General features: G+C 73.0%; 18 protein-coding genes. 16 read left to right on the top strand and 2 right to left on the bottom strand.

The genetic code is table 11. The features are described 5' to 3' along the window. From ACZ6B8_RS16285 to ACZ6B8_RS16270, 4 genes are all read left to right on the top strand, one after another. The gene (locus ACZ6B8_RS16285) at positions 1 to 1527 is read left to right on the top strand and encodes an MFS transporter (protein ID WP_471070690.1); all 1527 of its coding nucleotides are present in this window, start codon (positions 1 to 3) and stop codon (positions 1525 to 1527) included. Positions 1528 to 2129: 602 nt separating this feature from the next. Next, positions 2130 to 2339 carry a hypothetical protein gene (locus ACZ6B8_RS16280; protein ID WP_471070686.1) on the top strand — a complete coding sequence of 70 codons (210 nt, stop codon included), beginning with the start codon at positions 2130 to 2132 and terminating at the stop codon, positions 2337 to 2339. Between the two features lie 344 nt (positions 2340 to 2683). After that, positions 2684 to 4792, top strand: coding sequence for an FAD/NAD(P)-binding protein (locus ACZ6B8_RS16275; protein ID WP_471607593.1), 2109 nt, complete (start codon positions 2684 to 2686; stop codon positions 4790 to 4792). 100 nt (positions 4793 to 4892) lie between these two features. Then, positions 4893 to 6356, top strand: a complete 1464-nt coding sequence (locus tag ACZ6B8_RS16270) for a nitrosuccinate lyase (RefSeq protein WP_471607911.1) — start codon at positions 4893 to 4895, stop codon at positions 6354 to 6356. A 69-nt stretch (positions 6357 to 6425) separates the two neighbouring features. Here ACZ6B8_RS16270 and ACZ6B8_RS16265 read toward each other — a convergent pair whose 3' ends face one another. Both ACZ6B8_RS16265 and ACZ6B8_RS16260 read right to left on the bottom strand, forming a co-directional pair. Continuing rightward, positions 6426 to 6647 (bottom strand): MerR family transcriptional regulator, encoded by a 222-nt coding sequence (locus ACZ6B8_RS16265; RefSeq protein ID WP_471070680.1) that lies wholly within the window; start codon positions 6645 to 6647, stop codon positions 6426 to 6428. Continuing rightward, positions 6644 to 7090, bottom strand: a complete 447-nt coding sequence (locus ACZ6B8_RS16260; protein WP_471607592.1) for a hypothetical protein — start codon at positions 7088 to 7090, stop codon at positions 6644 to 6646. The genes ACZ6B8_RS16265 and ACZ6B8_RS16260 overlap by 4 nt, the downstream gene beginning before the upstream one ends. 902 nt (positions 7091 to 7992) lie before the next feature. Between ACZ6B8_RS16260 and ACZ6B8_RS16255 the strand changes: the two genes are divergently transcribed. The 12 genes from ACZ6B8_RS16255 (at position 7993) to phzG (ending at position 23143) form a co-directional block, all read left to right on the top strand. After that, positions 7993 to 9057 carry a polyprenyl synthetase family protein gene (locus ACZ6B8_RS16255; RefSeq protein ID WP_471070674.1) on the top strand — a complete coding sequence of 355 codons (1065 nt, stop codon included), beginning with the start codon at positions 7993 to 7995 and terminating at the stop codon, positions 9055 to 9057. A gap of 594 nt (positions 9058 to 9651) precedes the next feature. Beyond that, entirely contained in the window at positions 9652 to 11205 is a 1554-nt protein-coding gene (locus ACZ6B8_RS16250; protein WP_471070671.1) for an FAD-dependent oxidoreductase, read from the top strand. 434 nt (positions 11206 to 11639) lie between these two features. Then, positions 11640 to 13391 (top strand): cytochrome bc1 complex cytochrome b subunit, encoded by a 1752-nt coding sequence (qcrB, locus tag ACZ6B8_RS16245; RefSeq protein WP_471070668.1) that lies wholly within the window; start codon positions 11640 to 11642, stop codon positions 13389 to 13391. A gap of 242 nt (positions 13392 to 13633) precedes the next feature. Then, positions 13634 to 14029, top strand: a complete 396-nt coding sequence (locus ACZ6B8_RS16240) for a DUF3099 domain-containing protein (protein WP_471070665.1) — start codon at positions 13634 to 13636, stop codon at positions 14027 to 14029. Positions 14030 to 14621: 592 nt separating this feature from the next. Then, positions 14622 to 15524, top strand: coding sequence for an aromatic prenyltransferase (locus ACZ6B8_RS16235; RefSeq protein ID WP_471070662.1), 903 nt, complete (start codon positions 14622 to 14624; stop codon positions 15522 to 15524). Positions 15525 to 15601: 77 nt separating this feature from the next. Continuing rightward, complete coding sequence (locus ACZ6B8_RS16230; RefSeq protein WP_471070659.1) at positions 15602 to 16675, top strand: methyltransferase; 1074 nt, start codon at positions 15602 to 15604, stop codon at positions 16673 to 16675. Positions 16676 to 16764: 89 nt separating this feature from the next. Beyond that, the gene (locus ACZ6B8_RS16225) at positions 16765 to 17679 is read left to right on the top strand and encodes an aromatic prenyltransferase (protein WP_471070656.1); all 915 of its coding nucleotides are present in this window, start codon (positions 16765 to 16767) and stop codon (positions 17677 to 17679) included. A gap of 359 nt (positions 17680 to 18038) precedes the next feature. After that, positions 18039 to 18527, top strand: coding sequence for a PhzA/PhzB family protein (locus ACZ6B8_RS16220; RefSeq protein WP_471070653.1), 489 nt, complete (start codon positions 18039 to 18041; stop codon positions 18525 to 18527). 35 nt (positions 18528 to 18562) lie between these two features. Further along, the gene (locus tag ACZ6B8_RS16215; RefSeq protein WP_471607591.1) at positions 18563 to 19738 is read left to right on the top strand and encodes a 3-deoxy-7-phosphoheptulonate synthase; all 1176 of its coding nucleotides are present in this window, start codon (positions 18563 to 18565) and stop codon (positions 19736 to 19738) included. 52 nt (positions 19739 to 19790) lie between these two features. Beyond that, the gene (locus tag ACZ6B8_RS16210; RefSeq protein ID WP_471607590.1) at positions 19791 to 20414 is read left to right on the top strand and encodes an isochorismatase family protein; all 624 of its coding nucleotides are present in this window, start codon (positions 19791 to 19793) and stop codon (positions 20412 to 20414) included. Continuing rightward, entirely contained in the window at positions 20411 to 22357 is a 1947-nt protein-coding gene (locus ACZ6B8_RS16205) for an anthranilate synthase family protein (RefSeq protein ID WP_471607589.1), read from the top strand. The genes ACZ6B8_RS16210 and ACZ6B8_RS16205 overlap by 4 nt, the downstream gene beginning before the upstream one ends. Before the next feature lie 123 nt (positions 22358 to 22480). Further along, positions 22481 to 23143 (top strand): phenazine biosynthesis FMN-dependent oxidase PhzG, encoded by a 663-nt coding sequence (gene phzG, locus ACZ6B8_RS16200; protein WP_471607588.1) that lies wholly within the window; start codon positions 22481 to 22483, stop codon positions 23141 to 23143. The last annotated feature ends 16 nt before the right edge of the window (positions 23144 to 23159 follow it).

Below are 23159 nucleotides of genomic sequence, written 5' to 3'. Positions count from 1 at the left end.
ATGAGTACTCTCGACAAAGAGTCCACGGGCGGGGCACAGGCCCCCGCCGGCGACCCGCGGCGATGGAAAGCACTGGCCGTTCTCGCGGCGATCCAGTTCATGCTCGTCATGGACGTCACGATCGTGCTCGTCGCGCTCCCCGAAATCGACAAGGACCTCACCTTCAATCCGAAGGGCGACCTCGCCTGGGTGATCAACGGTTACGTCCTGATGGCGGGCGGATTCCTGCTGCTGGGCGGCCGGCTGGCCGACATGTTCGGCCGCCGCAAGATCTTCATGGTCGGCGTGGTCTGCTTCGGTCTCGCCTCGGCCACCTGCGGCGCGGCGATGTCCTCGGGCATGCTGGTCTCCAGCCGCTTCGTCCAGGGCCTGGGCGAAGCACTGTGCGGCCCGGCCGCCCTGGGCATGATCCCCATCCTCTTCCCCGACGCCCGTGAGCGGATGAAGGCGCTGGGCGTGTGGGGCGGCACCGCGGCCCTGGGCGGCGTGATCGGATCGGTCGTCTCCGGCGCCCTGACCGAGTACGTCGACTGGCGCTGGATCTTCTACATCAACATCCCCATCGCCATCGCCGCACTCATCCTGGTGCCCCGGGTCATGCCGGAGAGCCGCATGGAGCGCGAGGGCCGCAGCGTCGACGTCGTCGGCGCCGTCGCCATCACCGGCGGCCTCGTCGCCGTCGTCTACGGCCTGATCAAGGCCGCCGACCACTCCTGGAGCTCCTCCACCGTCCTCATCCCGCTGCTCGCCGGCGTCGGCGTGCTGCTCCTGGCCGCCCTGTGGGAGGTGCGCACCCCCGACCCGATGGTGCCCATCCGCTTCTTCACCAACCGCACCCGCGTCACCTCCAACGTGGTGACCCTGGCGCTGCTGGCCAGCTTCCACTGCTACGCCTTCCTGCTCATCCTCTACATGCAGCAGGTCCTCGACTACTCCGCGATCAAGTCCGGCATGGCCGTGGTGCCGCTGGCCTTCGCCATGGGCGCCGGCATGGGCGCGGCCTCCGCCCTGATGCCGCGCATCGGCGTCAAGGCGGTCCTGGCCATCGGCTTCGGCGGCGCCGCCGTGGGCCTGTTCGTCGCCAGCACCCTGGAGGCCGACTCCTCCTACGTCGGCGGCGTCCTGCCCGGCATGCTCGTCTTCGGCATCTTCAGCGCCATGTGCTACCCCGCCCTGGTCAACGGCGCGCTCTACCAGGTCACCGGCAAGGACTCCGGCCTGGCCTCCGGCGTGCAGACCGCCATGCAGCAGATCGGCGGCGCGCTCGGCCTGGCCACCCTCGTCCCGGTCGCCATCCGCTACACCACCGACCACATCGGCGAGGGCGTCCTGCCCACCGTCGCGCAGTCCGACGGCGCCTCCCGCGCCTTCCGCATCGGCGCCATCCTGGTGGCCGTCGCCGCCGCCCTGGTCGTCGCCCTGATGCAGAAGGTCGACGCCACCCCGCGCAACGTGCTCGCCGAGGCCGACGCCGAACCGGGCGAGGAAGCGGTGGCCCAGCCCACCGCCACCGGCGCCACCACCTGAGCACCACCCGCACCGCCTTTTGCACGCACCGCCCCCGGGGAGCCGGCTTCCCCCCGGGGGCGGTGCCCTGTGCCCGGCGCCTGCCGCACCTCACCTCGCCTCATCTCGTCTCGTCTTATCCAGGGGGCGGGCGCCACGTCCTCGCCCCGTACCGGGGGCCCGGGGGCCTTCTGGCCGGCGTGCTGCGGGTGCGTGACCCACACCACGCCCAGGCGCTCTAGGCGCGGGGCCGGACCGCGTGTCACGATTCTGGTGCGTCCACCCTGCCCGAACGCCGTACCGGGAAAGGGAATTGGGCGCTCTCTCATTCCTGGACCCGGCGCGGAATACCTGCAAGGGAAAGAAGGGGCGGTGTTCTTCCCCCGCCCCGCGCGCTCGGCCTGCCCCGCCCGTTGTGTCTGCCGCGCCCTTTGCGCTGGTCCCGCCCGCCCGTCGTTCCTGCTTCCGCGGCGGCCCGCGCGGGCGCCGGCCCCCGGCGCCAAGGCCGGGGCGAATGGACCGGGCGACCGTCAACTGCCCTTGAAAGAAACGTAGTTGACCCGCACGGCCGGGGAATGCGAAGAGACGCCGGAACCGGAGCCGATACGGAAAGGAGCAGGCCCGTGAACACCACCGCCAGCACCACCAGCACCACCTACGGCCACGGCCGCCACGCCGGCCATGACGGCAGCAGCGGCCGAAGCGGCGGCCCCGCGCCCGGTATCGGTGGCGGAGCCTGCCCGCCGGCTGCCGGGGCCCGCAACGGGCCGACGAAGGAGTACGGAGGCAGGGGCTCTGTGCCGCTGCCGGTCATGCGGGAGGCGGCATGGTGAACGGCTACCGCCCGCCCCGCGACAGCGGGTGACGGGGCGCGCAACCACCGCGCCGAGGACCGACTGGACGGCCCCGCTTGCCCGGGCCGCGGTCCTCGGCCGTTCGGAGCCACCCCTGCCGCACGTGTTCCATGCCCGCCCCTTCAAGGGGGAGTTGCCCCGTGCAGGGGCCGGGCGGGGCGTGCGTGCCGGAGCACCCGATCCCCACGCAGCCCGGCCCGTACGGGGCGGCGGCAACGGGAGGGTGTTTTCCCCGGACCGGACGTGAGCGGCGCCGCCTTCGGGTGCGGCGCCGGCCCGCGCCGCGCTCCCGCCCCTTGGTGAGACCAGCAGAAACGGCCGACATGACCATGTTCCACCGCACGATCTGCCTGATCGGTGCCGGACCGCGCGGGCTGTCCGTCCTGGAGCGGCTGTGCGCCAACGCCCGCTCGCAGCCCGCGGAGCACACCGTCCACATCCACGTCGTCGACCCCTACCCGCCCGGTGCCGGGCAGGTGTGGCGCACCGACCAGTCACCGCATCTGCTGATGAACACCGTGGCCGGGCAGATATCGGTGTTCACCGACGCCACCGTCGACCTGGAGGGCCCCCTGGAGCCCGGGCCCAGCCTCCACGCCTGGGCCGCCGCCCTGGCCGACGGGGACACCGGCGAGGACCCCGGCGAGGACCCCGGCGGGGACGCCGACGAGGGCCCCGGCGGGGACGCCGGGGGCGGCGCGGGGGAGGGGTATCCGCAGAGCGTCCTGGACCAGGCCCGCGCCCTGGGCCCGGATTCCTATCCCACCCGCGCCTTCTACGGCCACTACCTGCGCTGGGCCTACCGGCGCATCGTGCGGGAGGCCCCCGCCTCCGTCACGATCACCGCCCACCGCTGCCGCGCCCTGGCCCTGGAGGAGGACCCCCGCCCCGCCGGCGCACCCCGCGGGCAGGGCAGTGCGCCGCTGCAGCGGGTGCGGCTGAGCGATGAGAGCCTGCTGGAGGACCTGGACGCCGTCATCCTGTGCCAGGGACACCTCCCGGCCCGGCCCACCGCGGCCGAGGCGGAATTCGCCGCCCGCGCACGGCAGTTGTCGCTGGCCCACATCCCGCCCGCCAACCCCGCCGACGTCGGCCTGGAGGCCGTGCCGGAGCACGCCACGGTGCTGCTGCGCGGCCTGGGGCTGAACTTCTTCGACTACCTGGCCCAGCTCACCCACGGCCGCGGCGGCACCTTCACCCGCAGCGCGGGGCGGCTGCTCTACCAGCCCTCGGGGCGTGAGCCGCGCCTGCTGGCCGGCTCCCGGCGCGGCATCCCCCACCAGGCCCGCGGGGAGAACGAGAAGGGCCCCCACGGCCGCCACGAACCGCTGGTGCTCACCGCCGAGCGGCTGGAGGCGCTGCGCCGCGCCCAGGGCGCGCACGGCCTGGACTTCACCGAGCACCTGTGGCCGCTGATCGCCCACGAGGTCGAGACCGTCTACTACCGCACCCTGTTCACCTCCCGCGGCCACCGCACCCGCGCCGATGAGCTGCAGGCCGACTACCTGGCGGCCGCCCCCGAGCAGCGCCCCGCGGTCCTGGACGCCTACGGCATCGGCGAGAAGTACCGCTTCGACTGGCAGACGCTGGCCCGCCCCTACCGCGACCGGCAGTTCACCGGCCCGGAGGACTTCACCGGCTGGCTCGTGGACCACCTGCGCCAGGACGTCGCCGAGGCCCGCGCCGGCAACGTCAGCAACCCCCTCAAGGCCGCCCTGGACGTGCTGCGCGACGTGCGCAACGAGGTCCGCCTGGCCGTCGACCACGCCGGGCTGCACGGCGACTCCCACCGCACCGACCTGGACGGCTGGTACACCCCGCTCAACGCCCACCTCTCCATCGGCCCGCCGGCCCGCCGCATCGAGGAGATGACCGCCCTGATCGAGGCCGGCGTCCTGAGCGTGCTCGGGCCCGGCCTGCGGGTGAGGGCCGAGGCCGGCGGCTACCGTGCGCACTCCCCGATGGTGCCCGGCTCCGCCCGCCGCGCGGACCTCCTCATCGAGGCCCGGCTGCCCGCCACCACGCTGGCGCGCACCGGCGACGTACTCCTGCGCGATCTGCTGGAGCGCGGCCAGTGCACCACCCACCGCATCCCCGCCCGCACCCAGCAGCCCCACGACAGCGACGGACTGGCCGTCACCCGCCGCCCCTTCCACCTCATCGACGCGGCCGGGCGCCCCCACCCGCGCCGCTTCGCCTTCGGCGTGCCCACCGAAGGCGTGCACTGGGTGACCGCCGCGGGCATCCGGCCCGGCGTCGGCTCGCTCACCCTCACCGACGCCGACGCCATCGCCCGCGCCGCCCTCACCCACCCCGCCGCCGCCCTCACCCGCCTCATCGCCCGCCCTGCCGCTCCCGTCGGGGCCGAGGGCCGGCCGGCGACCGGGCCGGCATCCGGCCGAGACCCAAGGAGCCCGCATGCCCCCCGCTGACCCCGCCCCCCTCGCGCCGGCCGGCGCGCCCGCCGCCGAGATGCCGCAGGAGAAGATGCCGCAGGAGGAGATGCCGCGGGAGGAGATGCCGCAGAGCGGCATGCCTGCCGCCGAAGTGCCGGAGAGCGGTGCGGCGTACGGGCCGGTGGGTGCGGGCGAGGGCGGACTGCTCGCCCCCGTCTGGGCGGACACCCCGGTGGCCGCGGCGGTCTGCGACCGCGCCTGGCTGCAGGCCATGCTGGACGCCGAGGCCGCCCTCAGCCGCGCCCAGGCCCGCCTGGGCACGGTGCCGCAGACCGCCGCCGCGGCCATCACCGCCGCGGCCCGCGCCGAACACTTCGACCTGCCTGCCCTGGCCGCCCGCGCCCGGCACAGCGCCAACCCCGTGGTGGCCCTGGTCAAGGACCTGACCGCACAGGTGGCCGCCCGGGACGGTGAGGCGGCCGCCTACGTGCACCGCGGCTCCACCAGCCAGGACATCCTCGACACCGCCTGCGTCCTGGTGGCCCACCGTGCCCTGCACCTGATCCGCGCCGACCTGGCCCGCACCGCCCACCACCTGGCACGCCTGGCCCGCGCCCACCGCGACACCCTGATGGCCGGACGCACCCTGGCCCTGCACGCGGTGCCCACCACCTTCGGCTGCAAGGCGGCCGGCTGGCGCCACCTCGTCCTGGACGCCGAGGAGAAACTGGCCCACTGGCACACCCGCGCACCCGTCCAGCTCGGCGGCGCCGCCGGCACCCTGGCCGGCTACCTCCAGCACGCCCCCGCCACCGCCGAGACGGCCGCCCACACCCGCGACCTGAGCGCCGCCTTCGCCGCCGAACTGGGCCTGAGCGCACCCCTGCTGCCCTGGCACGTGCTGCGCACCCCCGTCGCCGACCTGGCCCACGCCGCCGCGTTCACCTGCACCGCCCTGGGCAAGATCGCCGTGGACGTGCTGTCACTGGCACGCACCGAGGTCGCCGAGGTCCACGAACCGGGCCCCGCCGGGCGCGGCGCGTCCTCGGCGATGCCGCACAAACGCAACCCCGTCCTCTCCGCCGCGATCCGCTCCGCCGCCCTGCAGGCACCCCCGCTCGCGGCGGGCGTCCTGGGCTGCATGCTGAGCGAGGACGAACGCTCCGCCGGCGCCTGGCACGCCGAATGGGAGCCGCTGCGCGCCCTGCTGCGGCTGGCCGGGGGAGCGGCCCGCCAGGCCGCCGAACTCGCCGCCGGCCTGCGCGTCGACGCCGACCGCATGCGCGCCAACACCGCCCTGACCGCAGGGCAGATCGTCTCCGAGAAGATCGCCGCGGTCCTCGCCGGCCACCTGGGCCCGGCCCCCGCCCGCGCCCTGCTGGAGCGGGCCTGCGCCCGCGCCGCCGAGCAGGGCCTGGCCCTGGCCGACGTGCTGCGCGCCGACCCCCAGGTCGCCGCCCTGGCCCAACAGGGGCCCGGCGGCGACCTGTTCGCCCCCGAGAACTACACCGGAGCCGCCGCCGCACTCACCGACCGGGCCCTGACCCGCACCCTGGCCACCGGCCCGGCACCCGACGGCGCCGGCACCACCCCGGAGTGATGCCGGCGCCGCACCGGTGGACCCCCGCGCCGCCGCCGGCCCGCCCGGACCCGCCGGGCGGTGCGCACGTCAGGAACCGCAGGAGGCGGGCGCGGGTGCGGGCGTGGGGGAGGTGCTGCGCTGCAGCGCGATCTCGGTGAGCTCCTCGATGTCGAACTGCGAGCGTCCCGGCGTGCCGTAGCGGGTGATCTTCCCCCGGCTCACCCACTTGCGGATGGTCGCTTCGGACACCCCGGTGGCCAGAGCGGCCACATTGGTGGGTACCAGACGGTGGCGTGGTGGTCGGTTCATGCGGCGTCCTTCCCTTGCCGGTCCATGCGGTGGCGGATGGTGAGCAGTTCGCGCATCTCCCAGGAATGCCCCGACGTGCAGCTCACACCGGCGCTGCGGGCCGGGTCGCCGGGCGGCGCGGCGTTGATCGTCCCCGGGCAGTCCTGCACCACGCACCCGATGGCGGGCGGGCGCTGCTCGTCGGGTTCGGGGTCGATCGCCCGCAGCGACTCCTGGTGCAGGCCTTCGACTTCGTCGGCGAATTCCACGGCCGGCGCCTGGGCTGCGAGCCACTCCAGATGACGTATCAGAAAACCCGCCAGATGCGGGACGGAACGCCCCGGCGCGGCCTGCCCGAGCTTCTCCACCACATACCCCGACCACGACTCCAGGATGGCGAGAATATTGTTCCTGGCATCGAGCGCGGAAATATTCAGGTGATCGCGCCGACGGCTGCCCGACACCTTCGTCGGGTTCCTGCGGCGGGACGTCGAAAGAATGTGGTGCAGCCCCTCCTGGTGAAGTCCGGGAAGGACACGAAGATTACGCTCCAGCTGCTCGACGCAGAGAGCACACAGGACGGAGCCGGCCGCGACGGGTAAGTCCCGGGCATGGTTCCTCGGGCATGAGTGAAACTCCAATGCGAATCTCCTTCATGAGCTGAACGCGCCCCGCACCCGGCCGGCCCCAGAAAAAGGAAAACCGTGCCGGACACCGTGGTGAAGAAAGGACCAGGGATCGACGGATCCCGCGCAAGGAAGAGAGGGGCGGCAGGTCCGGGGCCCGACGGTGCGGGGCTGCTGACGGACGCCGCGGTGAACGGGCGGTACCGGTCAGGAAATTCCGGCGGACGCGAATGCGGCCCGGCACGCACCGGACCCGATATGTCCCTTGGATACGGACCTCATGCGCATTCCATCCCCCCGGTTGGTGCCCAGATGCCCACGCTGCCCAGCCGCAGCCATGGACGCACATCGGAGAGTTCCACGAGCGCCTCCAGGGTGTCAACGTGCACCCCGCCGGGAAGAGAGCGGCAATCCAGCGGCGTTAAATTTTTCTTTTCGTAATCGATCCCCCCTAAAGGGGAACTCTAGATTCCCCTTTCTTGCGGGGGAACTCCAGCTTTCCTCCAGGGGCGCCGCACCCGGACCCCGCCCCGCCGCAGGCTCGCCCCGCTAGCCTCTCCCACCGGCACCCCCTGCCCCGCCGTACCAACTCCCGCCCCGTGCGGCCCTGTTGGCGGCACCGGCCGCCCGCCGTGCTGTGCACGCAGGCGACGGGCCCCTTCTCCGCCGCCGTCACCCACCCCCTCTTCAGCACCCACCCCCCCTTCAGTGCCCACCCCCGACACCGAAAGGCTGTGGCCATGGAAATGACCTGTATCGGCACGGAACAGGAATGGGCGGCGACGGCACGCCGCACCCGCGACGATCTGCTGCACCAGATGGAAGAACATCTGCGCACATTCCTCTCCGCCGAGCACGAGTTATGGGTGGCGGTGAATGAACGCGCGGTCGGCGCCGTCGACGCACTGAGCGAGCTGGTCGCCGCGGGCGGCAAACGCATCCGCCCCGCCTTCTGCATCGCCGGCTACCTCGCCGCCGACGGCGACCCCCGCGACACGGCCGTCGTCGCGGCCGCCGCGGCCCTGGAGATGCTGCACGCCTCGGCCCTCATCCACGACGACATCATCGACGCCTCCACCCACCGCCGCGGCCTGCCCACCGTCCACGCCCGCCACGGCGCCCTGCACCGCCACCACCGCTGGCAGGGCGAGTCACGCCGCTACGGCGAGGGCGTCGCCCTCCTCGTCGGCGACCTGGCCCTGGTCTACTCCGAGCAGCTGATGGCCCCCGTGCCCGCGGCGGCGGACGCGGTCTGGCACCGGCTGCGCTCGGAGCTGATGATCGGCCAGTACATGGACATGACCGCGGCCGCCGAATTCAACGTCGACCCCCAGCTCTCCCGCTGGATCGCCCTGGCCAAGTCCGGCCACTACACCATCCACCGTCCGCTGGCCCTCGGCGCGGGCGCGGCCGGCCGCCCCGACCTCGCCCCCGCCTTCGAACGCTACGGCGAAGCGGTCGGCGAGGCCTTCCAGCTCCGCGACGACCTGCTGGACGCCTTCGGCGACTCCGCCGCCACCGGCAAACCCGCCGGACTCGACTTCAGCCAGCACAAGATGACCCTCCTGCTGGGCTGGGCGATGCAGCGCGACCCCCGCATCCACCAGATGATCACCACCCCCGGCCACACCCCCGACGCGGTACGCCGCCGCCTGCTGGACACCGGCGTCCCCGACGACGTCGAAAAACACATCGCCGCCCTCGTCGACCAGGGCCGCACCGCCATCGCCGGCGCACCCATCGACCCCGTATGGCGCGAGGAACTGACCGCCATGGCCGAACGGGTCGCCTACCGCACCTCCTGAACCCCGCCACCCCGCCCACCCCGCCACCCCGCCCCAGGGGGTGGCGGAGCAGGGCCCCTCGCACCGCGGACGAAACGCCGGCCGGCGGGCTGAAGTCCGTGCGCCGGCCGATGAACCGGACGGCGGCATCGCGGCGGCAGGGGGGCGGCACGCCCAGGCGGCCGGGTGCGGCCCGGCCCCCGGCGCCGGCCCCCTCCCGCCCCACCCGCGGGGCCTGCCGGGCCGGTGGCGGGGGAGAGGTGAGGGCGTACGGCGCAACTCCCGCCCGAACACCGCCCGTTCACCGGCCTGCCGGGGGGAGGGGGGAGGGCTCGACGTCCGCCGGAGTGCGCGTCGCGGCCGCCTCGAGGCACGCTGGAGCCCCCTGCCGCCCCGCCCGGCCCGCCGGCCCCGCGCCGGGCCCCGCGCGGCAGTGGTCCTTGCGCCCCCACCAGGCACGTCACACCATCCGGCGGCGGCGCCCCGCACCCCCGTACCGGACGGCTCGGCCCCGGGCCAACGGCGGGAGCGCCCCGGGCAGTTGGGCAAAGCCCGCCGGCCGGGGCGGCGCACACCGCATGATGCAACCACATATGCACCGGAAGGGCGGCCACGATGACTCTGGACGCACACGGCGTCGACGGGAGCGCAGGGGGCGGCCGCGGCCACGCCGTGGTGATCGGGGCGAGCCTGGCCGGACTCACCGCGGCGCGCGCCCTGGCCAACTCCATGGACCGGGTCACCCTCATCGAACGCGACCGCCCCCCGCACGGCACCGGCCGGCGCCGCGGCGTGCCCCAGGCCCGCCACACCCACACCCTCACCACCACCGCCCAGCAAGGCCTGGAACAGCTCTTCCCCGGCATCGGCGCGGACTTCGCACGCGCCGGGGCCGTCCGCCTGCGCATGCCCCAGGACATGCTGCTGCTCGGCCCCGACGGCTGGCTGCCCCGCTTCGACTCCGGCCTGTCCCTGCTCAGTGCCGGCCGCGACGTGATCGACGCGGTGATACGCGAGCGGCTGCGCGCCGATCCCCGGGTGCACTTCGTGAGCGACCACGAGGTGGTCGCCCTGCGGCCCGGCCGCAACGACACCGTCACCGGCGTCTTCGCCCGCGGCCGCGACCGCACCAGCCCCGACGGCCGCGGCCGGTGCCGGCTGATCCCCGCCGACTTCGTCGTGGACGCCTCGGGCAGCACCTCCCGCGCCCCGCACTGGCTGGCCGAACTCGGCTACGAACCGCCCCGCGAGAGCGTGGCCGCGGCGCGCACCACCTACGTCTCCACCGTCTTCGCCCCGCCCGTCGGCCACGTCGCCGACTGGCAGGGCCTGCTGCTGATGGCCGCACCCGGCCACCCCCACCAAGGAACCCTCACCCCCATCGAGGGCGGCCGCTGGTCGGTGAGCCTGTGCTCGGGTGACGGCCGGCCCCCGCCCGCCGACCACACGGCACTGCTGCGCGCCGCCGCCGCGCTGCGCCACCCCCTGCTGCACGACGTCATCCAGGCCGCCACCCCCCTCGCCCCCCTCCACGCCTGCACCGGGACGCACCACCGCTGGCGCCACTACGACAAACTGCGCCGCTTCCCCGACCAGTTCCTCGTCCTGGGCGACGCACTGGCCCTGCTGGACCCCGCCCACGGCCAGGGCATGACCCTGGCCGTGCAGGGCGCACTGGTCCTGGACCACCTGCTGGCCGGCCACGGCACCACCGTCGGCCTCACCTACCGGCTGCGCCGCGCCCTGGCCCACCGCCTGGCCCCCGCCTGGCAGTCCAGCACCCGCCACCTGCTCACCACCACCGGCCAGGACGCCCCCACCGGCCTGCGCGCCCGCCTCGGCCGGCGCCACACCGCCAAGATCGCCGCCGCCGCGCCCACCGACCCGCACGCCGCGACCCTCCTCGTCGCCCGGCTGCAGGCGGCAGGACCGCTCGCCGCCGTCCCGCACCCGGCCACCCCACGCCCCGCACCCGCACCCGGCGGCCTCGATCCGGGCGCCGCGGCGCCGCCCAGCTCCACCCACGGCCCCCGCGCCCGCCGCCGCCCCGCCACCCGCCCCGCCGCCCCGGCCATCGGGGTGGCCACCGGCTCCGCCCTGCTGAACCCGCCCGGCTCCTCCGCCCGGTGGCCGGCCGTGACCCCGGCCGCCAAGGGCCGCCAGGCCTGAAGGGGAAGCCCCCCTGCCCGCCGCAGGGGAACACAGCCGCAGGGGGCACAAGGGGAGGGCGCGCGCGGACGCCCCACCCCCTGGACATAGGGTTCGGCCATGACAAGAAGGCAGCAACTCCCCGCTGTTCAGGCCTACTTGGGCGACCCGGAGTGGGCGCGCGGCCACAACTCACCCTTCTCGCACGCCCTGTTGGGCACCGGCCGCGCCCCGGCACTTGAGCACCACTGGAACTCCACTGGAGAGACGCTGGAGTGGGGACCGGCAACCGGCTCGAGCGCGGTTGTTCGCCCGCGCGGGAGCTCGATAGCGTTCCTTCCGCTCCAGGGCACGGGCCCGTTTGCGCCGCTGCAGGCCGCCCCCACCGCCGACCGTTCGCCGGCCGGCGCGGGTGTGCCTGTGGCCACCGAGCGGCGAGGGGAGGGCGCGCGGGCATGAGCATCACCGAAGACGCACCGCAGCGGGAGCGGAGCAAGGCGCCGCAGGGCGAACGCATCGCCGACTGGGCGGACGGGCGCCTCGGGATCTACCAGTGGCGCACCCTGATGCGCAAGGTCTTCCCCGAACACTGGTCCTTCATGTTCGGCGAGATCGCCCTCTACAGCTTCATCATCCTGATCCTCACCGGCCTCTACCTCACCATGTTCTTCAACCCGAGCATGGGCGAGACGGTGTACGAGGGCCCGCACGTCCCGCTGCAGGGCGTGCAGATGTCGGAGGCCTACGCCTCCACGCTCCGCATCAGCTTCGAGGTCCGCGGCGGCCTGTTCATCCGCCAGCTGCACCACTGGGCGGCGCTCACCATGATCGCCGCGACGATGGCGCACACCCTGCGCCACTTCCTGACCGGCTCCTTCCGCAAGCCGCGCGAGCTGAACTGGCTGATCGGCGTGGTTCTGCTGATCCTGGTCACCCTGGAGGGCTTCCTCGGCTACTCGCTGCCCGACGACCTCCTCTCGGGCACCGGCCTGCGCATCGCCGAGGGCGTCACCCTGGCCATCCCGCTGGTGGGCACCTACCTGACGATGTTCCTCTTCGGCGGCGAGTTCCCCAGCACCGACGTCATCCCGCGCTTCTACAGCCTCCACATCCTGCTGCTGCCCGGCATCATGCTGGCCCTGGTCACCGTCCACCTGATCCTGGTCGTCTACCAGAAGCACACCCAGTTCCGCGGCCCGGGCCGCACCCAGCAGAACGTCATCGGCCAGCCGCTGATGCCGCACTACGCGGCCAAGGCCGGCGGGTTCTTCTTCCTGGTCTCCGGCGTCCTGGCGCTGATGGCGGGCATCGCCCAGATCAACGCCGTCTGGCTCTACGGCCCCTACCGCCCCGACCAGATCTCCCAGGGGTCCCAGCCCGACTGGTACATGGGCTTCCTGGAGGGCGCCCTGCGCGCCTTCCCCGCCTGGGAGTTCGCCGTCGCCGGCCACACCGTCAACATGGGCGTGCTCATCCCGGCCGTCGTCCTGCCCACCCTGCTCATCGGCATCGCCTGCCTGTGGCCCTTCATCGAGGCCTGGATCACCGGCGACCAGCGCGAGCACCACCTGCTGGACCGGCCGCGCGAACAGCCCACCCGCACCGCGTTCGTGTGCTCCCTGGCCGCCTTCTACCTGGTGCTCTTCTTCGGCGGCGCCAACGACATCCTCGCCGAACGCTTCCACCTGTCGATGAACTCCATCACCTGGGCGGTCCGCGTCGGCGTCTTCGTGGTGCCCGCCCTGACCTACGTCATCACCAGGCGGATCTGCCTGGGCCTGCAGCTGCGCGACCGCGACAAGCTCCTGCACGGCCGCGAGACCGGCCGCATCAAGCGCCTGCCGCACGGGGAGTTCGTCGAGGTCCACGAGCGCCTGGAGCGCGGGCAGGAGTACATGCTGCTCTCCCGCGAGATCCACCAGCCGCTGCCGGCCCCGCTGCGCGAGGACCGCGACGGCGTGCCCAACCCCAAATCCCGTACCGAGACGGTCCGCCACCGCCTCAGCCGCTGGCTCTCCGGCGGGCAGATCGCCGCCCCCACCGAGCAGGAGATGCGCCAGGCCCTGGAGCACCTCGACCACGGCCCGGCCGGCGTCAACGGCCACGCCCCGCTCAACGGCCACCCCCCGGTCAACGGCCACGGCTCCGCCGACGGCCACGCGCCGGGCGCCGTCGAGGGACGCGAGCCGGACCAGCAACTGCACTGACGCGGCGGCCCGGCCCGCCCACGGCCGGGCCGCCGGCAGCGGCGCGGGGGAGCGGGGCAACGCCCCCACCCCCGCCGCCCCGCACCACCGCACCGCCCCTCCCGTACCGCCCCGGCACCCCCGCGCAACCCCCCTGCACCGCACCGCGCCCGCCCCTCCCGCGCACCGCACGCGCCCGGCCCCGCCCGCCGGGCGGCCGGACCCGGGCCCGCCCGGCCGGGGCCGCAGAAGGGATGGTCCTCATGCACCGCCCCCCAGGCCACCGCGACCGCCCCCGGCCCGCCCTCGCCCCCGCGCCCGCGCCCGGGCCGGGCACCCTGACCGCCGGCACCGCCGCGCGCACCGGCCTGAGCCGGGAACTGCGCGGCCGTCAGCGCCGATACGTCGGCGCCATGCTGGTCCGCACCGCCTGCGTGGTCCTGATGGCCCTCACCTGGAACCGCTGGCCCGCTCTGGCCGTGTGCGCCCTCATCGGCGGCGTCGCCATCCCCTACGTGGCCGTGGTGGCCGCCCAGGCCGGCTGGCGCCAGCAAAGAGGAGAGCGGGCCGCGCTGGCCCCGCTGCCCCGGGAGGACACCGCGCGCACCCCGCTCGAACCCACCCTCATCCTGCCCCCCGTACACAACCCCGCGCCCTGACCCGCCCGTTGGCCCCGCCACCACTCCCTCCGGCGCGCCCAACGGACCAACTCGCCTCGCCCACAGTGCCGTTGGGCGGTGGCAGAGCCGCGCCCGCCCCGCTCTGCCGGGCGCCGGGGGTGTCCGCTGCCCTCCTGGCACGCGCGCCGCGCACACCGCCAGCTGGCGTGACCCACGTCACTTTGAAGGGCTCTTGGTGTGGAGCCCGGCCCGTGTCACTATTTCTGCAGACCTCCCCTGCCCGAAAACGCCTGCCCCCTCCTTCGCGGAGCGTGGAGCCCACAGCGGCACGGGAGTTGAGCCGGGCCCGGGACACCGCACGGTCGACCCGCACGGAAAATCCGTACAGGACACCGCGCGCCCGTCCGCGGGACGCAGGGCCCCTCACCACCCCCCCTTTTTTTGTTTTCCCGGACACCGGCCGGCACCGCCGCGCGCGGTGCCGGCCGGTGTCCGCGCACCTCCCGCACGGACGCCGCCGGGCAGGACACCGGCCGCCCGGCCCGCCTTCGGCCGCGTCTTCGCGCGCCCCGGCGCGCCGGGGCACGTAACCGCCGCCGCTCATACCGGCGCGCAATCCACCCATGGAGGAATGATGTCGGGAACCGCCGATCCGGCAGGTGTCTACGCCGCCGTCGAGGAGTCAGCCGGGCTGCTGGGCGTGGCATGCGCGCGCGAGAAGGTGTGGCCCATCCTGAGCGCGTTCGAGGAGGTCCTGCCGGACGCCGTGATCGCTTTCCGGGTGGCGACCAACGCGCGCCACGAGGGGGAGTTCGACTGCCGGTTCACCGTGCCCAAGGGCATCGACCCCTACGCCACCGCGCTGGAGAAGGAACTCACCAGCCCCACCGGCCACCCCATCGAGTCGCTGGTCACCGAGGTGCAAAAGCACTGCGCCGTCGACAGCTACGGCGTCGACTTCGGTGTCCAGGGCGGATTCAAGAAGATCTGGGTGTACTTCCCCGGCGGCCGCCACGAGTCCGTCTCCCACCTGGCGCAGGTCCCCTCCATGCCCGCCGCGCTGGCCGAGAACCAGGACTTCTTCGCCCGCTACGGCCTGGCCGACAAGGTCGACCTGATCGGCATCGACTACGCCGGGCGCACCATGAACGTGTACTTCGCGGCCTCGCCCGAGGTGGTGGCCCCCCACACGGTGCGCGCCATGCACCGCGAGATGGGGCTGCGGGAGCCCAGCGAGCAGATGCTCGACTTCTGCGGCAAGGCCTTCGGCGTCTACGCCACCGTCAACTGGGACTCCCTGAAGGTCGAGCGGATCTCCTACAGCGTCAAGACCGAGGACCCCCTGGAGCTCTCCGCCCGCCTGGGCAGCAAGGTCGAGCAGTTCCTCAAGACCAACCCCTACGGCGCCGGCACGCCCAAGATGGTCTACGCCGCGGTGACCTCCAGCGGCGAGGAGTACTACAAGCTCCAGTCCTACTACCAGTGGCGCACCAACAGCCGACTGAACCTTTCGTACATCGGCGGGCGTTCGTAGGGCCCGGCCGTTCCCCCGCGCACCGCAGCCACCCCTGGCGCACCGCACCTCACCCCAGTCGAAAGGGAACAGCGCACATGTCAACTGAAGCCACTCTCGGGCGCTTTCGCGAATACATGGTCGGCCCCTCGCGGTTCATGAGCCTGCTGTCGGTCTTCGAGCTCGGCATCATCGACCGGCTGCGCGAGCGGCCCGGCCAGAGCGCCGCCGAGCTCGGCCAGGCCGTCGGCGCCAAGCCCGACGCCGTGGAGCAGCTGCTGTTCCTCCTGGTCAAGGAGGGCTTCGTCGCCCAGGACGAGACGAGCGGCGGCTACAGCCTGGACGCGCTCGCCGAGGTCGCCGAGAGCGACCTCCAGCGCGCCCTCACCTACATGAACATGATCAAGGTGGTGGCGCTGCGGCAGCTCTTCCACCTCACCGACAGCGCCCGCACCGGCACCCTGGTGGGCCTGAAGGAGCTGTACGGCACCGAGGGCGGCACCCTCTACGACGCCGTCGCCGACCACAGCGACCTCAACGACGCCTGGCTGACGCTGATGAACAACGTCACCGCCAACATCGACCCCTGGTTCTTCGCCAACATCGACGTCCCCGCCGGCGCCCAGGTCCTGGACGTGGCCGGCAACACCGGACTCGGCGCGATCCACACCTACCGGCACAAGGCCTCCCCGGGGCTGAAGGTGACCACCTTCGACCTGCCGGAGAAGGAGAGCGCCTGTCTGGCCAACTTCGCCGAGCACGGCGTGGCCGAGCACTGCTCCTTCATCGGCGGCAACGTCTTCGACGAGATCCCCCGGGGCTTCGACACCGTACTGATCAAGCACTTCCTGGACATGTTCGACAAGGACGACGTCTTCACGATCCTCAAGGGCGTGCACCGCTCCCTGGAGGACGGCGGCCAGGTCCACATCATGGTGCCGGTCTACCCCGAGGACATCCGCGACACCGACAACTACAACGTCGACTTCTTCCCCGCCTTCTTCATCGGCTGCACCATGGGCCAGGGCGGCCCGCAGAAGATCTCGACCTACCAGCGGTGGCTGGAGGAGTGCGGGTTCAAGGTCACCCAGGCCCTCACCAAGGACCCCGCCGAGGTGCCCCGCGACGTCATCCCCGTCCAGGCCATCCTGAGCGCCACGAAGATCGCGTGACCGGCTGAGCCGGGCACCGCCCCGTGCGGGCCCGGCCCAGGGCACCGCTCCCTGCTGCGAACAAGCGCCCACCGGCACACGGAGGACACATGCCCACACTCACGGGGATCGACCGGGTGTACGCGGCCATCGAGGAGGCGGCCCGGCTGGCCGGCGTCGCCTGCGCGCCGGACCGGGTCCGGCCGGTCCTGGCCGCCTACGCCGACGGCCTGGAGCAGGCCGGCGTCGTCTACAGCGTCTCGACCACCGAGCACGCCCCCACCGAGCTCGACTACACCGTCACCGTGCCGCCCGCCGCCGGCGATCCCTACGCCACCGCCCTGGCCCACGGCTTCCTCGAGGCCACCGACCACCCCGTCGCCGGCCTGCTGGCCGCCCTGCAGGAGCGGTGCGCCATCGCCGAGTACCTCATCGACGGCGGCGTCGTCGGCGGATTCAGCAAGATCTACGCGCACTTCCCGCAGGACGTACAGCCCGTCGCCGAACTCGCCGGACTGCCCGGCATGCCGCGCGCCCTGGCCGGCCACGCCGCGCTGTTCGAACGGCACGGCCTGAGCCACGTCGCGATGACCGGGATCGACTACCGGCGCCGCACGGTGAACCTGTACTTCACCCAGCTCTCCCCGGCCTGCCTGGCACCGGAGAACATCCGCGCCCTGCACCGCGCCCTGGCCCTGCCCGAGCCCGACGAACAGATGCTGGCCTTCGCCGGGCGCTCCTTCCGCATCTACACCACCCTCAGCTGGGACTCGCCCGACGTCGGGCGGATCTGCTACGCCCCGCCGCCGGCCCGCGGCTTCGAGGCCGCGGCGCTTCCGGTGGCCATCACCGAGCAGGTGGAGCGGTTCGTGCGCGAGGCCCCGCGCGCCTACGAGGGCGATCCCATCGTGATCGCCGCCGTCAAGTGGGAGCCCGGCGGCAGGTACCTCAACCTGGGCCCCTACCACCAGCTCTCCCCGCTCATGCGCACGGTGATCAGCGCGGTCCACAACGGCCGCATCTGAACCCAGCACACCGCACCGCGCTCCGCCGCCCCCGGGCGGCACCCCCGCCTGAGCCCGGACCGGGACCCCGGTCCGGCTCAGGCCTTTCTTTGTTCCACCCGCCGCCCGGCCCGCGCCCCGGCGTCATTCCGGCGGCCTGCCCGACGCATTACCGAAAGCCTTTCTTTTTATTTCCACCGGTGCGTGCCGCACCATGCCCTCATTAAAGTTGAACATTACACAATGTTCAGGAGTGTAACGTCGGAACGGTGTTGATTTTGCTCCGGTGAATCAGGCAGGATCGCAACCGATCGCCGGGAAAAGTGCGCCCGGAAGCACCGATTCCCGCATTCAGCCCACTATCCACAGAGGGGACACCCATGTCTGATTCCGCCCAGAGCCAGGGCTTTGCCGACGCCGCCGAACTGCGCGCCGCCAACCGCGCCACCGTCGAGCGGTACATGCACACCCGCGGACAGGACCGGCTGCGCCGGCACGAACTGTTCACCGAGGACGGCCGCGGCGGCCTGTGGACCACCGACACCGGATCCCCGGTGGAGACCGTGGGCCGCGACCGGCTCGCCGAGCACGCCGTATGGTCCCTCGACTGCTTCCCCGACTGGGAGTGGTACAACATCCAGATCTTCGAGACGCAGGACCCCAACCACATCTGGGTGGAATGCGACGGACGCGGGAAAATCCGCTTCGGCGACTACCCCGAGGGCTACTACGAGAACCACTTCCTGCATTCCTTCGAACTGGACAACGGGAAAATCAAGCGCAATCGCGAGTTCATGAACCCGTTCCAGCAGCTGCGGGCGCTCGGCATTCCGGTACCGGAGATCAAGCGCACCGGCATTCCCACCTGAGAACCACTCGATTACCGCTGGATCGGAGTTACGTCATGGAAGACGTCATACGGGAGATTCGTATCCGCGGGGCACTCCAGCAACCCGACTGGAGTGACATATCCCAGCTGAACCGGGTCGCGGAGGCACTGGCCGCCCGCCCCCCGCTGGTCCAGGGCGATGACCTGGCCACCCTGCGCACCCTGCTGGGCAAGGTCGCCGCCGGCGAGGCGATGGTGCTGCAGTCCGGTGACTGCGCCGAGGACCCCCAGGAGTGCACACCCCGCCAGGTGGCCCGCAAGGCCGCCCTGCTGGAGGTGCTGGCCGGTTCACTCGGCCTGATCACCGGCAAGCCCGTCCTGCGGGTGGGACGCATCGCCGGCCAGTTCGCCAAGCCCCGCTCCAAGCCCACCGAGATCATCGACGGCGTCGAACTGCCCGTCTTCCGCGGCCACATGGTCAACGGCCCCGAACCCGACGCCGAGAGCCGCCGCCCCGACCCCTTGCGCATCCTCACCGGCTACATGGCCGCCGGCGACATCATCGAACACCTCGGCTGGCGCGACCGCGCCGCCGGCCGCGACGTCGTCGAACCCCTGGTCTGGACGAGCCACGAGGCGCTGCTGCTGGACTACGAGACGCCGATGCTGCGCATGGACGACAAGGGCCGCATGTTCCTGGGCTCCACCCACTGGCCCTGGATCGGCGAACGCACCCGGCAGGTCGAGGGCGCCCACGTCGCACTGCTCGCCGAGGTCAGCAACCCCGTGGCCTGCAAGGTCGGCCCCACCATGGAACCGGCCGATCTCCTCGCCCTGTGCGAGCGGCTGGACCCCTGGCGCGACCCGGGCCGCCTGACCCTCATCGCCCGGATGGGCGCCGACCACGTCGCCACACGCCTGCCCCGCCTGGTGGAAGCCGTACGCGAGGCCGGCCACCCGGCGATCTGGCTGAGCGACCCCGTCCACGGCAACACCGTCACCGCACCCGGCGGCTACAAGACCCGCATGGTCGACACCGTCGCCAGGGAGATCACCGGCTTCGTCGAGGCCGTCCGCGCCGGCGGCGGCACCGCCGGCGGCCTGCACCTGGAAACCACCCCCGACGACGTCACCGAATGCGCCACCACCGAAGCCGACCTCGACACCGTCGGCGAGCGCTACACCTCCTGCTGCGACCCCCGCCTCAACCCCGCCCAGGCCCTCACCGCCGTCAACGCCTGGCCCGCCTGACCCCACCCGGGCCCGCACCTCAGCACCCGCCCCACGACCGAGGACTGCCACCATGACCGGCATACCCCCCATCAGCGCCTACCCCCTGCCCGCCGAAGGCGACCTGCCCGAGGCCGCCGTGTCCTGGACCGCCGACGCCGACCGGGCGGTCCTCCTGGTCCACGACATGCAGCGCTACTTCCTGGCCCCCTTCCCCGACACCCTGCGCCAGGAACTGACCGCCAACGCCGCCGCACTGCGCCACAGGTGCGCCGGCCTGGGCATCCCCGTCGCCTACACCGCCCAGCCCGGCGGCATGAGCGACGAACAGCGCGGCCTGCTCAAGGACTTCTGGGGCCCGGGCATGCGCACCTCCCCCCAGGACCGCGAGGTCGTCGACGCCCTCACTCCCGCCCCCCAGGACTGGCTGCTCACCAAGTGGCGCTACAGCGCCTTCTTCAAGACCGACCTGCTTCAGCGCATGCGCGCCGCCGGACGCGACCAGCTCATCCTGTGCGGCGTCTACGCCCACGTCGGCGTCCTGGCCACCGCCGTCGACGCCTTCACCCACGACATCCAGCCGTTCTTCGTCGCCGACGCCACGGCCGACTTCACCCACGACTACCACCGCTCGGCCCTCACCTACGCCGCCGAGCGGTGCGCCCGGGTCACCACCGTCAAGGGGCTGTTCACATGACACCGACACCACCCACCCCCACCACGCCGGCCGGCGCCGACCTCCTGGAACAGGCGCTCACCGGCCGCGCCGAAGCCTTCGCGCTGCTGCACCGCCCCGGCACGAACGGCCCGGACGTGGTGGAGGTCCTGACCGGCTCGGTGACCCTGCCGGCCACCCTGGCCGACATCCCGCTGCCCCCCGCCCCCGCACCCGGCACCCCAGCCCACCACGAAGTGCTGGTCGTCATGCCCTACCGGCAGCTGTCCGAACGGGGCTTCGCCTGCGCCGACGACGGCACCCCGCTGCTCGCCATGACCGTCACCGGTCAGGGCCACCTGCCCCTGACCCAGGCCCTGGCCCGCATCGCCGACGTCCCCACCCCGCTGGCCGGCGGCGGCTTCGACGTCGACGACGCCGCGTACGAGGACGTCGTACGCCGCATCGCCAAGGAGATGATCGGCACCGGCGAGGGCGCCAACTTCGTCATCAAGCGCACCTTCGTCGCCGACATCACCGACTACGGTCCCGCCAGCGCCCCGGCCCTCTTCCGCCGGCTCCTGGAACGCGAGAGCGGCGCCCACTGGACCTTCCTCATCCACACCGGCAGCCGCATCCTGGTCGGCGCATCCCCCGAACGCCACGTCAGCCTCAACCGCGGCACCGCCGTGATGAACCCCATCAGCGGCACCTACCGCTACCCGCCCGCCGGCTCCACCCTGGAAGGCGTCCTCGCCTTCCTGGACGACCGCAAGGAGACCGACGAGCTGTACATGGTCCTGGACGAAGAACTCAAGATGATGGCCCGCATCTGCGACACCGGCGGCCGCGTGGTGGGCCCCTACCTCAAGGAAATGGCCCGCGTCGCCCACACCGAGTACTTCATCGAGGGCCGCACCGACCGCGACGTGCGCGACATCCTGCGCGAGACGATGTTCGCCCCCACCGTCACCGGCAGCCCGCTGGAGAGCGCCTGCCGCATCATCCGCGAGTACGAACCCGGCGGCCGCGGCTACTACAGCGGCGCCGCCGCCCTCATCGGCCGCGACGCACACGGCGAGCGCGCCCTGGACTCCGCGATCCTCATCCGCACCGCCGACATCAGCCACGAAGGACGCCTGGCCATCGGCGTCGGCGCCACCATCGTGCGCCACTCCGACCCCGCCTCCGAAGCCGCCGAGACCCGCGCCAAGGCCGCCGGACTCGTCGCCGCCCTGGGCGGCGACCCCACCGAACGCTTCGCCGACCACCCCAGCGTGCGCCGCGCCCTGGAACTGCGCAACGACTCCATCGCCGGCTTCTGGCTCTCCGACACCCGCGCCCGCACCGCCGCCCGGCCCGAACTGGCCGGCCGCAAGGTCCTGGTCGTCGACGCCGAGGACACCTTCACCTCGATGATCGACCAGCAGCTGCGCTCGCTGGGCCTGGACGTCACCGTGCGCCGCTACGACCAGGACTACGCCTTCGAGGGCCACGACCTGATCGTCATGGGACCCGGCCCCGGAGACCCCCAGGAGGTGGCCCACCCCAAGATGGGCCACCTGCACACCGCGATCGCCACCCTGCTGCGCGAACAGCGGCCCTTCCTCGCCGTCTGCCTCAGCCACCAGGTCCTGGGCCTGCAGCTCGGCCTGCCCCTGCGCCGCAGGAGCGTGCCCAACCAGGGCGTGCAGAAACAGATCGACCTCTTCGGCGCCGCCGAACACGTCGGCTACTACAACACCTTCGCGCTGCTGAGCCAGGCCGAGGAATTCACCCCCCGCGGCGTGCCCGGCGTGAGCGAGGAAACTCCCGTCCAGGTCAGCCGGGACGCGGCGACGGGGGAGGTGCACGCCCTGCGCGGCGCGGGCTTCGCCTCCCTGCAGTTCCACCCCGAATCCGTCCTCACCCGCCAGGGCCCGCGCATCGTGGGCACCACCCTGGCCCACCTCCTGGCCCCGGCCCGCACCCCCGACCCGGCCTGAGCCACCCCCCAAGACCGCCGGGCCGGCGCCCTCCCCCGAGCGCCGGCCCGGCCCTTGCCCTGCCCCCGAAGCCGCCCTGGGGCCGCAGTCGCCCTGTGGCCGCATTCGCCGAAGGATTGATCCATGTCTGATGTACGGCGCTCCGAAACCCTGACGGGCTCTGTGGAGGTGTCCTTCCCCGAGTTCCGCACCCCGCCGGCCGAGCCGCTGGGGCTGTTGTCGTCCTGGCTGAAGGCGGCCACGGAGCTGGGGGTGCGTGAGCCCCGCGCGCTGGCCCTGGCCACCGCCGATGCCCAGGGGCGGCCCTCCTCCCGGATCGTGGCCGTCAACCAGATCACCGACACCGGCCTGGTGTTCATCACCCACGACGGCAGCCAAAAGGGCCGCGAACTGGCCGCCAACCCGCACGCCTCGGGCGTCCTGTACTGGCGTGAGACCAGCCAGCAGGTCACCCTGGCCGGCCCCGTCGTCCAGCTGTCGCGCGCCGAGGCCGAGCAACTCTGGGCGGCGCGCGCGGTGTTCACCCATCCCATGTCCACGGTCTCCCTGCAGAGCGAGCCGCTGCGCGACCTCGCCCACCTGGAGGAGATCCGCGAGCGCGCCCTGGCCCTGGGCGAGCCGGCCCGCCCGCTGCCCTGCCCGGAGCCGTTCGTCGGCTACCGCCTGGAGCCGTCCAGTGTGGAGTTCTGGGCGAACGGCACCGACCGCCTCCACGAACGCCTGCGCTACGACCGCACCAGCCAGGACCAGGACCAGGGCTGGACCGTCACCCGCCTCCAGCCCTGAAACCCGCCCCGCCACC

This window comes from Streptomyces sp. NPDC041122 (assembly GCF_055592445.1).
Note: the sequence above shows the minus strand (reverse complement) of the source record. Positions and strands in the feature narration are given on the sequence as shown.